This is a genomic window from Pseudobacteroides cellulosolvens ATCC 35603 = DSM 2933, from assembly GCF_001262605.1.
Taxonomy (GTDB): Bacteria; Bacillota; Clostridia; order Acetivibrionales; family DSM-2933; genus Pseudobacteroides; species Pseudobacteroides cellulosolvens.
This window is the reverse complement of sequence record NZ_LGTC01000001.1, coordinates 6,120,408-6,135,523: the sequence shown is the minus strand read 5'-3', so window position 1 is coordinate 6,135,523 and position 15,116 is coordinate 6,120,408. Positions and strand designations below refer to the sequence as shown.

The 15,116-nt window shown below is 32.5% G+C and carries 15 protein-coding genes, 1 tRNA gene, 1 pseudogene and 2 riboswitches; of the genes and pseudogenes, 5 read left to right on the top strand and 12 right to left on the bottom strand.

What is annotated here, in order from left to right; all coding sequences use genetic code 11:
• Positions 1–302: 302 nt before the first annotated feature.
• Positions 303–1,430, bottom strand: a complete 1,128-nt coding sequence (locus Bccel_RS25400) for a DUF2087 domain-containing protein (protein WP_036943622.1) — start codon at positions 1,428–1,430, stop codon at positions 303–305.
• Between the two features lie 385 nt (positions 1,431–1,815).
• Positions 1,816–1,899, top strand: a riboswitch (cyclic di-GMP riboswitch).
• A gap of 484 nt (positions 1,900–2,383) precedes the next feature.
• On the opposite strand from Bccel_RS25400, the gene Bccel_RS32220 reads away from it, so the two are divergent.
• The 5 genes and pseudogenes from Bccel_RS32220 (at position 2,384) to Bccel_RS30680 (ending at position 4,537) form a co-directional block, all read left to right on the top strand.
• Entirely contained in the window at positions 2,384–2,506 is a 123-nt protein-coding gene (locus Bccel_RS32220) for a hypothetical protein (protein ID WP_276326156.1), read from the top strand.
• Entirely contained in the window at positions 2,503–3,102 is a 600-nt protein-coding gene (locus Bccel_RS25395; RefSeq protein ID WP_036943621.1) for a suppressor of fused domain protein, read from the top strand. Before Bccel_RS32220 ends, Bccel_RS25395 begins: the two co-directional genes overlap by 4 nt.
• A gap of 135 nt (positions 3,103–3,237) precedes the next feature.
• Positions 3,238–3,741 carry a cysteine hydrolase family protein gene (locus Bccel_RS25390; RefSeq protein ID WP_036943619.1) on the top strand — a complete coding sequence of 168 codons (504 nt, stop codon included), beginning with the start codon at positions 3,238–3,240 and terminating at the stop codon, positions 3,739–3,741.
• 160 nt (positions 3,742–3,901) lie between these two features.
• Positions 3,902–4,005: riboswitch (guanidine-I (ykkC/yxkD leader) on the top strand.
• Between the two features lie 59 nt (positions 4,006–4,064).
• A pseudogene (locus tag Bccel_RS29270) lies at positions 4,065–4,284 on the top strand (DMT family transporter); the annotation flags it as partial.
• Positions 4,285–4,369: 85 nt separating this feature from the next.
• Positions 4,370–4,537: a hypothetical protein gene (locus tag Bccel_RS30680; protein WP_162181905.1), complete on the top strand. Its 168-nt coding sequence runs from the start codon at positions 4,370–4,372 to the stop codon at positions 4,535–4,537.
• Between the two features lie 152 nt (positions 4,538–4,689).
• Here Bccel_RS30680 and Bccel_RS25385 read toward each other — a convergent pair.
• From Bccel_RS25385 to Bccel_RS30485, 11 genes are all read right to left on the bottom strand, one after another.
• Positions 4,690–4,774, bottom strand: a tRNA-Leu gene (locus Bccel_RS25385).
• Positions 4,775–5,249: 475 nt separating this feature from the next.
• Positions 5,250–5,816, bottom strand: coding sequence for a sensor histidine kinase (locus Bccel_RS25380; protein ID WP_050753848.1), 567 nt, complete (start codon positions 5,814–5,816; stop codon positions 5,250–5,252).
• Complete coding sequence (locus Bccel_RS25375) at positions 5,813–6,904, bottom strand: HAMP domain-containing protein (RefSeq protein ID WP_050753847.1); 1,092 nt, start codon at positions 6,902–6,904, stop codon at positions 5,813–5,815. The genes Bccel_RS25380 and Bccel_RS25375 overlap by 4 nt, the downstream gene beginning before the upstream one ends.
• A 147-nt stretch (positions 6,905–7,051) precedes the next feature.
• Entirely contained in the window at positions 7,052–8,116 is a 1,065-nt protein-coding gene (locus Bccel_RS25370) for a sugar ABC transporter substrate-binding protein (protein WP_036943616.1), read from the bottom strand.
• 35 nt (positions 8,117–8,151) lie between these two features.
• Positions 8,152–9,720: a response regulator gene (locus Bccel_RS25365; RefSeq protein WP_050753846.1), complete on the bottom strand. Its 1,569-nt coding sequence runs from the start codon at positions 9,718–9,720 to the stop codon at positions 8,152–8,154.
• Between the two features lie 379 nt (positions 9,721–10,099).
• Positions 10,100–10,483: an STAS domain-containing protein gene (locus Bccel_RS25360; protein WP_036943614.1), complete on the bottom strand. Its 384-nt coding sequence runs from the start codon at positions 10,481–10,483 to the stop codon at positions 10,100–10,102.
• Positions 10,484–10,937: 454 nt separating this feature from the next.
• Positions 10,938–12,188, bottom strand: a complete 1,251-nt coding sequence (locus Bccel_RS25355; RefSeq protein WP_152966088.1) for a DUF4261 domain-containing protein — start codon at positions 12,186–12,188, stop codon at positions 10,938–10,940.
• A 138-nt stretch (positions 12,189–12,326) separates the two neighbouring features.
• Positions 12,327–12,692 carry a hypothetical protein gene (locus tag Bccel_RS25350; RefSeq protein ID WP_036943613.1) on the bottom strand — a complete coding sequence of 122 codons (366 nt, stop codon included), beginning with the start codon at positions 12,690–12,692 and terminating at the stop codon, positions 12,327–12,329.
• Between the two features lie 321 nt (positions 12,693–13,013).
• Complete coding sequence (locus Bccel_RS25345) at positions 13,014–13,898, bottom strand: cyclic di-GMP-binding domain-containing protein, MshE-related (RefSeq protein WP_036943611.1); 885 nt, start codon at positions 13,896–13,898, stop codon at positions 13,014–13,016.
• Between the two features lie 4 nt (positions 13,899–13,902).
• Positions 13,903–14,280 (bottom strand): response regulator, encoded by a 378-nt coding sequence (locus Bccel_RS25340; RefSeq protein ID WP_036943609.1) that lies wholly within the window; start codon positions 14,278–14,280, stop codon positions 13,903–13,905.
• A gap of 505 nt (positions 14,281–14,785) precedes the next feature.
• Positions 14,786–14,926, bottom strand: a complete 141-nt coding sequence (locus Bccel_RS30485; protein WP_154673484.1) for an SHOCT domain-containing protein — start codon at positions 14,924–14,926, stop codon at positions 14,786–14,788.
• Positions 14,927–15,116 lie beyond the last annotated feature (190 nt).

Here is a 15,116-nt window from a genome sequence, read left to right as displayed (position 1 = left end):
CTGTACGTATCCTCCCTATATTTGTACATACCTTCATAAGACACAATAAAAGCCTTCGTTTATCGAAAAGCTTTTATTAAAAGACCTGTATTTACAGCACTTGTTTTGTGCAATATTTAGTGACTTAATATTATCACATACAATATATTGTGTCAATCCGATATTTAGCAATAGTAAACAAAATCACCAAATGGTTTATAACCCTGCTATAAAAAAATCATGATGCAGCATACACCATGATTTTATATACATATAGCAGTTGGTTATCTATACATGCTATTTTAATATAAGAAGTGTGTGGACTAATTTTTGTGGTACCCCTTATCTCCATATGGCTGCAACTTTTCCAGCCACTTGTTCTCCAATTTTTTCAGTTCATCCTTCATATCAAAATAACCCTCTTCAGGCTGTTCCAATACTTCAAGCACCTCAAATACGAATGCATCTTTCCCGTATTTGTTCCAATCCTCCTGAAGAAGCTTATTTCTGTATACACCGGTATTTAGCTCTATCTGCCTTCCATTAATGGTTTTTAAATTTGGTGTAACTACCAAAAATACCTTGCCGTTTTCAACATTTCTTATCTGGTATATTCCTGCTTCAGTCTTTATTTCCTTATACTGATTCTTTAGCTCCTTTTTACGCTCCAAGTTCAACCCCTCCGTTCCATGATCATATTTCCTGACCCAATATTGGCTTCCATTCTGCTTTCTGTCCATAAACCCATATTCTATAAGATAACGCCTTAATGTAACAAAATCAGGAAATGCCTCCTTCAAAATTTCATTAACTTCTTTTTCTGAATATAGTTTATCTTGTTCAAATCTATTTACTAACTGTTCAAGAACAACAATTCTGTTTTTTTCCCTCATGTCTATAGCCTTTAATGGTCCATAAACACCTTCCGGAAAATACCTTTCAATAATTTTATCCTTTTCCTCCCGGGTTACTTCACTTCTTTTGCTGCATGCCACGTCAGAAATCCGTCTTTTCACATTCTTATAATTCTTATTAGAACCCTCTCTTAAAAGATCCATTAATACAAGAAATATTTTTGCCTGACGTTCCTTTTCCCGAAGAACAAATCTATGATTCCTTATAGTTGAACTGCTTCCGATACCCATTTCATTTTTTATTTCCTCATCACTCATATCTTGATAAAAAAGCTTTAGAAGCTTACTCTGGTGGTGTGATAAACCGCTTAGAGACTTATCCATGTCTGTCAAATACTCAAAAATACTTCCATGAGTACTTTCGATATGAAGCTTCATGTACTTTTCAGCTTCATAAAGCACATTATCTTTGGGATATATTACCCCTTTTTGTACAGATTCTCCGCAAATCAAGCATACATATTCATCCACCTCATCTGAGTAACCTCTTTTCATATCCGATATGGAAGAATTAAACAGCCTCTCATTCCCGCCCAATTTCCAAACACCTTCTTTATAAGTTTGTTTTTTTACAAACATTTTATAGTTTTGTTTATATATTGTCAATAATCACAATCTATTCTTTTTATCGTATATATTAGCCATATCTTTAATCTTTAGTAACATTTATAAAAAATTAATCTAGAAACATTTGACAAACACCCACATTAGTGATAAAATTATTTTTTATACTACGTCCCATCTAGTATTACTTAAAAATTTGATGATTTGAAAACCCATTCTTATTTAATCACCCTATATAAAACTTTTGAGGATTAAAAGAGGAATTACTAAGTTGTACATTTTTCGACAAGGATGCTACAATATAATTGTACGTAAACCTCCTATTTCTACTCGGTATAAGGAGATATAAATAGAGACTTATGAAACAGGGCAAAGTTTTCGAAAGATTATGACGCAAAGCCGTGGGTCTAAGGCAGTATGCTATGATCGCCAGGTTACCATTAAAAGGTTCTGTTTATAACTCTTTAACATTGAGAGGAGATAGGTCCTAGATATTATTTCCTTATACCATGTTTTTTTAAGGAAGTTTGCGTATAGGAACTAAATAATTGTGTTAATTGGGATTCAATAGAATCCTTTTTTTATGTTCAGGAAATTTACTCAAACCAGTTCATGAACCATTTATTCTAATGGTTCTGATATAAATAAGTCTGCATCCAAAAGTCCTACTAACTATCATTGAATCATGATAAAATTAAATGGATCTATAAAACAATAAACAGATTAAGGGATAGCTTTAAATAATTCGTTTATTTGCCACTTCTATGTGCATAAACGAACATATTCTTGTAAATGCAATTGTTCTGTGAAATACGCCGAAAAGACTTATCATACTTGGCGGGATAATTTGCAGGTAAGGCATTGAAGGTACTTAATGAAATTCATATTAACCGTTATTTATTTTAGTATAATTGGAGGAATTGTATATGGGGTTGTTTGATTTCTTTAAGAAGAAAGAAGAAAATATTTGGGATAAAGTATATGAAACCAGAAAATCAATTTGGGAAAATCAATTTGGACCCTTTCCTGATGAGGTTCAAAACTCATGAATTTAACGGGTATATGGGTTGGCGGATGTTTGATACAAATATACTCGGAGAAACTTAATGGATTATGGGTTACTTCATCTTTTGGGCTAACAAATTCAGACATGCCTGCAAAATCTAAACTTGAACGTTCAAAAATTAATAGTACCGATGGAAAAGCTACAAGTTTTGAGCAAGTAGTTGTTTCAAGGTTGCCTAGGAAAGTTCCTGAGGAATGGGCTGGATATGGATACGAGATAGTTGTATTGGCAAAAGAAAAAAACACATGGCCATACGGCTTTCTTAATAATATAGTTCAAATGGAAATATTCCAAGATGTAGGTATTTTAGAAAGGGTTTATGACGTAGGTGCATTGACTGTAGAAAAAATAAGAATTAGTATGACTGATTATTGTAATTTTTTGATATGTATTCCTCCGGAACCTATACAAAGTGAATTCATTTTACCTAATGGAAAAGGCAGGTTACTTATAGCTATGTCAATCAGTGACAGTGAAATGAATTATGCAATAGAAAATGGACAAACAAAATTATTGGAATTGTTTATTTCTAATGGAATTCCATTAATTAGTGACCTAAATAGAGAACCTATCATTTAGTCTATATACTGTGAATAAGAGAGAATTTAAGGATGCACTATCCGTGGTGCAGAATTACTTTGGCAGTACTACGAAGAATGTCTAATATTGTATAGCATGAATAAATAATATAATAGAAATGTGAGGATGAGAATTATGGCTAAAGCAGTTATAGTTATCGACATGCAGAATATTTGCGTAGGAGATGCCCATGCAAAATTTTTTAAGTATAACAACAAGGAACTTATTGCTGCTGTAAATAAGGTAATTAAAGATAATGAAGGAAATCCGATTTTTTACATATTAAATATTATGAAAGATAATTTAATCAATAAGCTTGCACCTTTTAAGGCATTTGAAGGGAGTGAAAATGTAGAATTAGTGAATACCTTAGAAGTAGTATCAAATTATTTTTTTAAGAAGTATAAGAGCGATGCATTTACTAATCCTAAATTGAAAGAAAAATTGGATGAATTAAATATTGATGAAATAGAGGTAATTGGTGTTGATGGTGGAGGTTGTGTGGCTTTAACAGCATTAGGTGCTATTAAGGCTGGATATAAAGTTACTATTAATACAGATGCAATAGGTACTATGTTTCACAAACGAGCAAATAAGTATAATGAGAAATTAAAGAAACTGGGAGCAAAATTTATATAAAGTGTAGCATCAAAGTTGATAAGAGTTACTACTAAAATGAACGCTTTAGCGTGTGCACCAACCGACAATAAAATACAATGGTCACGATTGTGAACTAAGGGGTCCATTGACTGACTACATACCTTTTGTTATTTTTTAAATGTAAACAAAATCTAAATAGTTTAAGGTTTTATAGGGTTCCGCAGTTTAAAAATTATAACTGGTCTGGTCCAAGATAAAACGCACAGTCTGCTGTGTTCACGGAAGGATAAAAGCCTGGGAGATATTTCACAATATTACCACGGCTTTTTTATTTTTTATACATTGCCAGGAGAGTGAAAGTTATGAAATGGTTACTATTAGTTATTGTCGGACTTTTGGGAGTGTGGTGGGCTATTGGATTAAAATATTCACAAGGTTTTACAAAACTCGTGCCAAATATATTTACTATATTTGGGATGATTGCAAGTTTCTATTTTTTATCATTAGCTTTAAAAAGCCTTCCATTAAACTGCATATGCAATTTGGACAGGAATCGGTACTGTTGGGACTGTAATTTTAGGGTGTTCTACTAATACACAATAGTTTTATAATATGACCTGAACTGTTTATAAACAACCCAACAAATCAGAATTTGAGGTGAAATGCTATGGGAAAATATACAAAACAAGAATTAGAAGGAGCTCTACAAATTGTTTCTTCAGCTATCAGTAAATGTGAAAAAACACAGCTAAAATTTGTGGAGGGTACCTCTCATCACACACTTCAAGAATATGATAAAAGCAACGTATATTTCAAAATGATTGATAATAGATGAAATTAGTAAAAAAGGTTAAACCGTTTTAGTTATGTACCAGGAGAGTGGCTTGATTATTATGGAGAGTAACTTGTTTTAAATGTGTTAGAAGTATGTTAGAAATAGAATTAGAATTAAAAGGGTTTAAGAAAATTAAAATCTTCTTAAACCCTTGGTGCGGATGACAGGACTTGAACCTGCACGGGTTTGCCCACTGGAACCTAAATCCAGCGCGTCTGCCAATTCCACCACATCCGCATGTAATATTTCAAAGTCTATAATATTATAATTCGCTTTATCAAATTTGTCAAGCCGGTAAAATTGAATAAATCTCAAATAGACAATAAGAAATTCTAGCACCTCTATATGTCATATTTGGGGTTTTAACCCAGTTGCAGCATGTAGAGGTACTAGAATCTCTAAAACATTAGGGCAAAGCCATTATTACTTCAGTACCTTTAGTGGTATGTAACTTTTTTAAATATAGTGAGCTGCTGATAAGATAGAAATACCGATAATCACCAATAAAATGATAGTGTAAAATGTAATCTTGAAAGCCTTCTTAAGTTTGGTAGATTCACGTCTTTTATAACTTTTGATGGAATACGTTCTTGGAACTAATTTGTAGTCATCTCCAAACATAACCACACCCCCTCATTCATATATATATTATAACTTATCAGTTTACATAAAATCTATGGAAAATGCTGACGTAGGACCGTCTTATACCAACTCATTTTATTGTCGGCAAGTTAATTGTAAACATAACCCCCTTGCCTTCACTGCTTACACATTCAATATTACCGTCAAAATATTTTGATACAATATTGTAAACTACAAACATTCCTAAACCGGAACCACCTTGACCCCTTTTAGTTGTAAAAAATGGTTCAAAAATCCTCCTTTGTATTTCTTTACTCATCCCCTTGCCATTATCACTGAAATGCAAAACAACGAAGTCATCGTTGGATTTACTTGCTTTTATATGGATAAGGCCCTCTTCATCCGGTTCAAATCCATGAATGATTGAATTCATAATTAGATTGGTTATTACTTGGGCCAAAGGTCCTGGATATGTCTTCAAAACAATCTCATCATATTCACTCTCTACTCTTATATCAATGCTGGTTTTCTTTAAAATATGCTTTAAACTTGTAACAACATCTTTAATATAATCAATAAGATTTATTTCTCTGCTCTCTTCACTTGTCTGATCTACAGCAATTTTCTTAAAACTACCGATCAAATCTGCTGCTCGTTTAAGATTTGATAGTAGAATATTGGATGTTTCCTCAATCATATCGGTATAATGCTTGAATTCTTTTTTGATAATGAATTAGTGTTAACCTTATCAATCAATTCCTTGTTTTTATCCTGAAGATAGGATGCCGCGGATACACTAACACCGATAGGAGTGTTTATCTCGTGGGAAACCCCTGCTACTAATCCTCCCAATGATGCAAGCTTTTCAGACTGGATGATTTGTTCCTGTGCATTTTTCAATTCCTCATTTATTGTTTTCAACTGATAATTGGTTTCAATCAGATCCATATTCAATTTTTCAAGTTCCACCTGACGATTATCAATCTCTATATAGGCAACCTTAATACTTATAATCATTTCATTGAAAGCCCTTGACAAAAGACTTATCTCATCATCCCCTGAAACTTTGGCAAAAGGTATATCGAAATTCCCCTGAGTAACTTGAAAACTCATATTTTCAAGTTTTGCCAAACTGATTGTAACCCTCTTCAGAACCATATATACCATCAAAATAATTACTATAATCAGAACTACGTTTATAACAAATATTCCTATATTCAACCTCCACATCTTTTTACTTATATAATCCCTCATTTGATTTCCTTTATTTAGTTCCTGCATTGTTAGATCTATTGCAGATTTTTTTACATTATCCATTTGAAGCTCAATCTTTATATAGCTGCTTCTTACTCGCGAGTCATACTTTTCAGACATACTCATACTGCTGTCACATAGTTTCAGATACAGTGACACATCGCTTGAAAAATACAAGTACTTCTGGTCGGACGAGACTTCTATCTTTTTCTGTTCTTTTTCAATTTCCGCTTTTAGTTGGTAATACATATCTCTATTTTCATGAAGCAATGGATCACTTATATATTCTCTGATAACCGGCAAAACCTTTACACAATTTGTTAGTATTTTGTCAACTGTCAATAATTTCTCATGCATGGAAAAATACTTGGCCAAATAAATATCGTTGATCAAAAGGCTAATTACGGAAGAGAGTATTATAGGAATAGTGGCAGCCAGAATGAGTATTATAATCTTTGTCTTCAAACTTTTAATCTTGAACACTCTTTTTATTCTTTCCTTTATGCCTAAATCTCGAAAAATATTTATCACTCAACCACCTCCACAATTTCGAAATTAATTGTGTTATCAAGTGAATAGTAATAACTAAAATATAACTTCCGCTATAAAATTCACTTAAGCGTTGACTTAACCCGTCAATACCCGAGTAGAAATCGGAAGTAATATTTTAGTCATTCCTTATCTCCTATATACAGCGTCCTTGTTAAGGTATCCGCTTTTCACAAGTAATTCATCCAAATTATCCTTATTTACTGAAATAGGTGCTAAGAGAATGGCAGGTATATCCTTTTTGTCATTGTTAATCTTAGTTGTTGTATCAATTTTTTCATTATTAATCATTTTTAATGAAACTTCAATAGCCTTTCTTCCTAGCATACGAGTATCCTTGAATACTGTCATCAGCTGGGTACCGTCAATAATCCTTCTAGCAGCTAAAACTTCTGCATCCTGACCCGTTACTGGAATTTTTCCAGCAAGATTATTATCTGCCAGTGCTCTGATGCATCCTCCTGCAGTACCGTCATTTGGAGCAATAACTGCCTGTATATTACCCTTATTATCTTTTATAGCTTTATTCATTAAATTAAATGCATTATCCGGATTCCAATCTACTATAGCTTCTTTAGTCACCACTTTTATGTCACGTTTATCAACCAAAGGCTTTAAATATTTTTCAACACCTTTTGAGATATAATAGGAATTTCTATCGTTAGGTGCACCTGTAAAAAATACATAATTACCTTTAGGTACGGCTTCTATAATGCTTTTGCCAATTAACTCCCCAACCTTTTCATTGTCAAAAGATATGTATAAATCAATATCCTCATTCATAATTAACCTATCATAGCTTAAAACCTTTACATTCTTGGAGTGTGCCTCCCTAACTATTACCGCTGCTTTTTCAGTATCATAGGGTATTAATATAAGAAGTTGTATGCCCTTCATAATCATGCTTGAACATTGTGTAGCCTGCTTTACTGCATCCATCTCTGCATTCTCATATATCAATTCTATCCCCAGCTTTTCACATTCCTCCTTAATAACCTTAAAATCCGTTATCCAGCGATCTTCCTGGAGACTAGGCAGAGATATGCCTATTTTATATCTTTTATCAGGTTTTTCGGGATTATTAGATTTTGCCTTATCCAAAAGGCTATCGTCAGATCTACTCCCGCAACCTCCTGCAATAATTGCAACGCTAAGAATTATAAAAAACAATACCCATCTCAAACATGTCTTCATTTTATAGCCTCCTATCACTTATACTCTTCAAATAGTCAATCTGGAAAACTACTTTTTATATTCAGCATCTGATCTATATTATTAAGAAATATATCCGTAAGCTTAGGATCAAAATGTTTACCTATCTCAGCTTTGAAAAGCTCTATTATTCTACCGGTGTCCCATGAATCCTTGTACACCCTTTTTGATGCCAGTGCATCAAATACATCAGCAATAGCTACAATTCTTGCATAATAATCTATGCTCGTGCCTTTTAATCCATATGGATAGCCAGTCCCGTCATATTTTTCATGATGTTGAAGAGCTATTGTAGCCGCGATATTAATTACCTTACCTTTTGAGCTTTTTAACATGTTGTAACCGATAGTTGAATGTGTTTTTATACACTCAAATTCTTCAACAGTAAGCTTACCTGGTTTATTTAATATTGAGTCGGGTATTCCAAGCTTACCTACATCATGCATGGTAGAAGCAATACTAATTATCTCAGCTTCTTCTTCAGATAACCCCGATTCTAAAGCCATAAGCCTTGAATATTCTGCAACTCTTTTAACGTGAAATCCTGTCTCATTAGACCTTGATTCTGCAATTTCTCCAAGTGTGAATATCATTTCCTTCTGACTTGTATGAATTTCCTGTTTAAGAAAAAAGTTATCGAACGCCATACAAATGTTGGAGCAAAAAATTTCAGTAAGCTCCATTTCAATATCGCCAAATTCCTTATTATTTTTGATGTATATAATGTTCTCGGAGCCTAAATAATTCTGAAAGTAGGAAACAAAATGCTTATCTTCTTGCACTTTGTCTTTCTTATTTATAGCTCTGTTAATTATTTCAATAGACTTTGAAGGTAGTACTTCTTCAATTTTTCTCCCTATGCAGCCCATGTACTCGCCAACTGCAAACTCAGTATAATATGAATCCTCATGCCTGACTGCCCCTATAATTGATATTTCAGGATTTTCTTTGTTCTTAATATCCACTATTGAATCTAGTTGTAACATCATGCTTGCTACAAGGCTTTTAAAGGATTGGCTCTTATATAATTGATATGATGATTTGATAATTTTTTCAAGAACTTTTTTACTGCTTTCTAAGACTTTCATATCATTATAAGATCTTAATGCTGTCAGAACAGATACAAATAACTTATCTGCCGTTATTTCTGACTTTAGCTTATAATCATTTATATCATAATTAATAATAACAGCTCTCTCAGGTGCCTGGCCAGGCTGACCTGTCCTTAAAATAATCCTGGTAATCTTATTTCCCAGCTCTTCTCTAACATACTTTATAAATTTAAAACCACTATCATCCGTTTTCATTACAACGTCTAGTAAAACCACCGCAATATCCGGTTGTTTTGTGATTATTTCCATTGCTTCATCTTCCGAATAAGCGTCAAAAATTCTCAGGCCTTTATTCTCAAATTTAAAATCCTCAAGAATTATTTTCGTTATGCTGTGAACAGAATCTTCATCATCTACCACCAATATTTTCCAGTTGTCTGAACATTCCTTTTCTTCATCATCATTTTCCAATAGTACAATCATTTCATCTTCAGCCGAATCATTGACTTTATTTATTGTAACATCAGGTTTCATAACGATTTTCACCACCAGAATATTTTAAATTATAAGATCGGATATATTATCTATTATCGGCATTTAATTTATTTTCGACATACTTTTGTATTTGTTTTAACATCTATAATAAATTCTGCTAAAGTCATGACAAAAAAATGCTATTCATTTCTTTTTGCATCAATCAAGCAAAAAAATGCTATTATATATCAAATAAATACATTGAAAATATATGGAATAATAGTAATATAAGATACATATTGGTTTTCTGGTTCTATAATTTAATGGAGTCAGTACAAAAATTAATATGATATTTAATTGAAGTCTCCCCAAAACAAAAATAAGGTGTTTAATTGCACCTTATTTTTGTTTTTTTGTATATATTCAAAATTCCTGCTATTCACGCCATGGTATTTTTGACCATCATAAAATCAATTATTTCTGCTGCATCTTCAATTGAAGAACAAAGGGGCAGTATTTGATCTACTTTTGTTACCTTGAAAAGTTCTATTATGAACAAGTCTTTAACGACTGCAACCACTGCAGACTTTTGAGGCTTTTTACTCATAAAGTTAAAAATTACTCCAAACCCAGCACTATCTATTTTTGTAATACCGGAAAAATCAAGAATATATCCTTCAGCATCAATCAAGATTTTATTTATCTTAGCTTTTGCCATCTGTGATGTATTGAAAACAAGACATCCATTGAATTTAATTATTTGGTTTCTTTCTGTTATTGACTCTGATATTAATAAAATATCTGAGTTTAAATCTTTATTCATATTATCTTCATTCCTTTCTTAGATATAATCCTTAAGAATGATTAAAATATAACTTCTGCAGTAAATTTCGCTTCCTAAGTTGACTTAGCTTGCCAACAATCGCATAAAATCAGAATTAATAATTTAACCACTACTTAACATAATCTTTGTTAAGAACACGATTATAAATACTATGTCAGCAAGTACAATTTCTATAGTTAATTTTTTTTGTGGTAAAAAGGCAAACAGATGCACAAGATATAAGTTAATTTATGAATGGGTTTATTATAAAAAATGAGATATATAAATAATTCTACAAAAGATTTCATTATCCTCTTTAAAGACATTAAAAAACCTGGAGAAAATCATAAAGTGATTTTGCAACCTTAATACCATGAGAAATTGTGGTGTAGAATACACCATAGTTTCCTAGACATAAAAATATCTCGCAGGTATGAAAACCTGCGAGATATTTTTATTTTCCGAATATTCTTTTGAAAAAGCCTTTTTTTTCTTTACCCTCGTTATCTTCTATTTCTTCTTTTTTCTTATCTTCTTTATCTGCTTTAACTTCATTAACTTCTTTTTCTTCTATGTCTTGAGAATCTGCTTCATATTCCTCATATTCATCTTTATCTTTATCATTTTCACCATTATCATATTCATCTTCATTGATTTCAACTTTGTGCTCAAATTCATATTTTCCTTCATCATCTTCTTCCTCTTCTTCAGCTTCATCTAAATCATCAACGCTTTTATTCACATAATTAGGTAAACCACCCAAATATGCTTCAGGCCTTTCACTGCCATCAGCCGGGAACCATCTAATAACCGATCTTGGAGGAGCTGCAATACTCTCCTTAATAGCCACACCCTGCCAACATACACCGCCCGGTCCCACAACTATTTGACCATTTTTAAAGACCAGCCCTCTGTTATTGAGATAGAACACTTCGGTGTTTCTGAAAAAGTTCACAATATCATTTGGATCAAATTCACCTTTTATAAATATCGCCTCATGGTCTATAGTATCAAGCTGGCCCATGCCAACTGTATCCATCAAAGCCCATTTGTCACTGTCAGGGAAATTGAACAGTCGAATATTGGACCATATTTCAAGTGGATACATACCCATCTTTTCATATCTTTCCAGAAGACCGTCCACAATTTCATCGGAAGCCAGGCACTCTCCATTTGGATTAAAATAGCATAATGCTTCTGACATTTGAAGCACATTTTGGCATACCTTTGTTAAAAACATCATCTCATGTCCCGGATCATAATTCTTAGGTAAAACAGGGGTATCCTTGTCCACATTGCTACCCAAAACATAACTTGAGCGTATTCTTATAAAAGCTTTGTGCTCAGCTGCATTCTTGCTCCCATCCTCATAAAGCCATGATTGTTGGGCTGAATGACTTAGGCTGCCTGGATAAGTGAAAGGGCCGAAATAACCCATTGACCATGCTCCAAAAAGCATTTCTTCTTTTTCCGGGTCCCCCATATGGTCTGGCCAGGGTTTATCAACCACATCAACTGTAATATAACCATTAACTTCTGGCCGATAAGAAATCAGAACACTCGGCCCTCCAAAATACCACTGTTCGGAATTCTCATTCTTTGCCACAAGTTTAAAATCTTCTGCAAAAATTTGCTCCAACTTACTAAATAAAACAGGTTCCGATAATAGAACCACCATGCCTTGTGAAAATAACCCCTTAGGCATATAGCACCTCCAAAACAATTTTATATATAAAGACTTTCATTTCAAATTAATATTATAAATTTACATGTATTAATCTTAGCCCAGTTTTGTGATTACTGCAAGATATTTATTATGATTGGCTATTAGCTTTTTGCAATCTCAAGTCTTATTTTTATATTTATAAACCCCAACCATAAGTATAATTGATGAAAGAGTAAACACATATGCCCCTATAGATGATAAATTGCCAAAAAAGAAAGTGTTTTTTGTCGTTATATACTTAATACCGCATAGTATCGCAAGGCAGCTGCTTACATATCCAATCAGCTCGTTTATCTTATAATTTTTGATGGTTATAATAATCGGATAAATAAAAAAAACCAAATAGAAGTATGTGCGTTGTTGGATACCATTGCAGGACAATGAAGATAAATTTACCCAACTCAAAGTCATTGACAATGTTGCCAAAATGCCAGCCCCAATAATTATATAACCGCCAATACCCCATTCCCTTTTTATAGTCATTATTATTCCGTCCTTTTGCTATAATTCCGCTATTTCTAAATATAATTAAAAGTGACTAATCAAAGATACCGAACTTAAAACTAGTTATACTATTTGGGTAGAATCGCCTAAGAAGGCTGTTCCTGGTTGCATGGGCGAGCAATGAATCGAAGCGATATGACCGTCCAAGCGAACTTATGTATAACTTTACAGTTCGGTAGCTTTATTAAAGTATCCATGAATTATATTTTAGCAATAATTACAACTTAATGCAATTTGGAATTAAAATGCACCCGAATCTAAAAATGAATTCGGGTGCTACCTATATAACTATATAATTATTTAGTTTGACTTGGATATTATGAAATCAATCTCACCGAAAGAAAACTCAACTGTTATACAGTAAGCTTCCGATAGTTCCGTTATGACGCCGTTATTATTAACGACCTGTGGAGTTAATTCCAATTCCACATTGCTATTTGACATATTCACAAGAAACAAACCGTTTATCTGATTTAGGAATTCTCCTAATGAAGCCTGTACATATTCATCATTTTCAGTAAAGTTTTCCTGTGCAAATTTATTGGCAAAACCTATAAACGCTTTATCATCCCCGCAAATATATGTATCCAATCCTATGTTACCGAATATATTTTGGGTTACCATCCACTGATATTTATAGTTGGAAATAGGCTTCTTTTCCTTAGGAATGAAGCTTCCATCAACAAATCTAACAATATTTCGAAAAAGAAGAGAAAAATAATTTTTATAGATTTCGCCTCCTGGAAGATTGTCAAAGCTGTAAAACCCGCTAACAATTTGATTAAAGTCTCCATTATCGACAGACTGTAGTTGCTCACTTGTCAGACTGTGTTCCTTTTTGTACATATTAATTGCTTCTTCAAACTGCTTCATAGTCATATAATTTTTATCAACCAATGCTTGTCCCAAAAGTAAATAACCAGTTTTCTGTGATGAGAGAAGTTTATCTACTTTTTCTTCATCCAAAAACCCCATCTCAATGGCAATTTCCCCGAATTTCTTATCCACTTTAGACTGAACATCATGGACCTTATTGATGTCTTCCGATGTCATATAGCCCGCATTTACAGCGAGAACACCCAGTTTTAATCGAACCAGGCTCTGGTAATTCAAAGCATCCATTAATTGTTCATTTGTAACTAATTTTTTATTTAAAAGAAAGCTTCCGAAAAGTTGTGTAAACATCTAATTAGCCCTCCTTTTTATAGTTAGTTATAATGTTCTTTATTTGAGCTACATCAACAGGCTTTTGGACAAATTCATATGCACCTGCTTCTAAGGCCTGTTTTAAATGGGTTTTTGTACCGGACGAGGAAGCTATTACCACCTTAGCATTCTTATCAAACTCTATTATTTCTTCGGTAGCCTGAATACCACTTTTAACAGGCATTACAATATCCATAAAAACCAAATCAGGCTTTTCTTCCTTGTATATATCCACAGCCTTTTGCCCGTCCAATGCCTCAAGAACCTCGCTGCAACCACATTCCTGCAAGCAATCCTTTAACTTTTTTCTAATTAGAATAGAATCATCACAAACAAGAACTTTTAATGAATTAGAACTCATAACATTTCCTCCTTAATTATTGGTTTGAAGTGTAAATGTATAGCACAGATATAACACAACATATTTCCAAGCATAATAATGAGACAATGTGACATCGAGCAGTCTAAAGCTGAATTATGGAACTCTTAATTAATATTTTAAAACATTAATATCTAAAAGAACATTTAATAAACTAAATGAAAGACCGAACTTTTAACGATATGATTAAGGGTACTATAAAAATAAATTATATAAAATTCACTCATTATATTATAACATAAATTTTAAAAAATGTGTAAAGAATATTTATCATTTTATGATAGTGTATATGCTATATAATAAAAAAACTCCCTCCTGGCAATAATTATAGCAATGACTCAAATTTAACTTCCGCTTTAAAACTTGAGTAGGAATTGGAAGTAATATTTAAATCATTCTATAACATACTGCTCCTAAGAAGGAGTTGGTTATATTGGCTACCTTTATCTTTATTGAAATAGTGTATTGAAAGTTATAAATCAAAAGCCTATTGTTCCAGATTCTTTATATTTTCTTTATCTATACGTTTATATTCATCTTCTGTTATAACACCTTTTAACAGCAGGTGTTTTAGAATATGCTTGGATAATATATATTGCATACCCGGATCTTTTTTCTCGATATTCATTTTTTCGTAGAACCTCCTTGGATTTTTCTCATACAAAAAATACTTTTTATTTTTTTTCATACTCTACCCACTATTCTAATTTTTCCAATAACTCCTAAATAAAGTATTCATTAAATGTGAAATTTATTAATGTAATTAATTGCTATTAGCTATTAAATTGTGTTTTATTCTTTCACATGAGAACCCGCCC

Coding starts and splice junctions, on each gene's coding strand:
- Bccel_RS32220 (WP_276326156.1), top strand. CDS start 2,384: ATGGGGTTGTTTGATTTCTTTAAGAAGAAAGAAGAAAATATTTGGGAT.
- Bccel_RS25395 (WP_036943621.1), top strand. CDS start 2,503: ATGAATTTAACGGGTATATGGGTTGGCGGATGTTTGATACAAATATAC.
- Bccel_RS25390 (WP_036943619.1), top strand. CDS start 3,238: ATGGCTAAAGCAGTTATAGTTATCGACATGCAGAATATTTGCGTAGGA.
- Bccel_RS30680 (WP_162181905.1), top strand. CDS start 4,370: ATGGGAAAATATACAAAACAAGAATTAGAAGGAGCTCTACAAATTGTT.
- Bccel_RS25380 (WP_050753848.1), bottom strand. CDS start 5,816: ATGATTGAGGAAACATCCAATATTCTACTATCAAATCTTAAACGAGCA.
- Bccel_RS25370 (WP_036943616.1), bottom strand. CDS start 8,116: ATGAAGACATGTTTGAGATGGGTATTGTTTTTTATAATTCTTAGCGTT.
- Bccel_RS25365 (WP_050753846.1), bottom strand. CDS start 9,720: ATGAAACCTGATGTTACAATAAATAAAGTCAATGATTCGGCTGAAGAT.
- Bccel_RS25360 (WP_036943614.1), bottom strand. CDS start 10,483: ATGAATAAAGATTTAAACTCAGATATTTTATTAATATCAGAGTCAATA.
- Bccel_RS25355 (WP_152966088.1), bottom strand. CDS start 12,188: ATGCCTAAGGGGTTATTTTCACAAGGCATGGTGGTTCTATTATCGGAA.
- Bccel_RS25350 (WP_036943613.1), bottom strand. CDS start 12,692: ATGACTATAAAAAGGGAATGGGGTATTGGCGGTTATATAATTATTGGG.
- Bccel_RS25345 (WP_036943611.1), bottom strand. CDS start 13,898: ATGTTTACACAACTTTTCGGAAGCTTTCTTTTAAATAAAAAATTAGTT.
- Bccel_RS25340 (WP_036943609.1), bottom strand. CDS start 14,280: ATGAGTTCTAATTCATTAAAAGTTCTTGTTTGTGATGATTCTATTCTA.
- Bccel_RS30485 (WP_154673484.1), bottom strand. CDS start 14,926: ATGAATATCGAGAAAAAAGATCCGGGTATGCAATATATATTATCCAAG.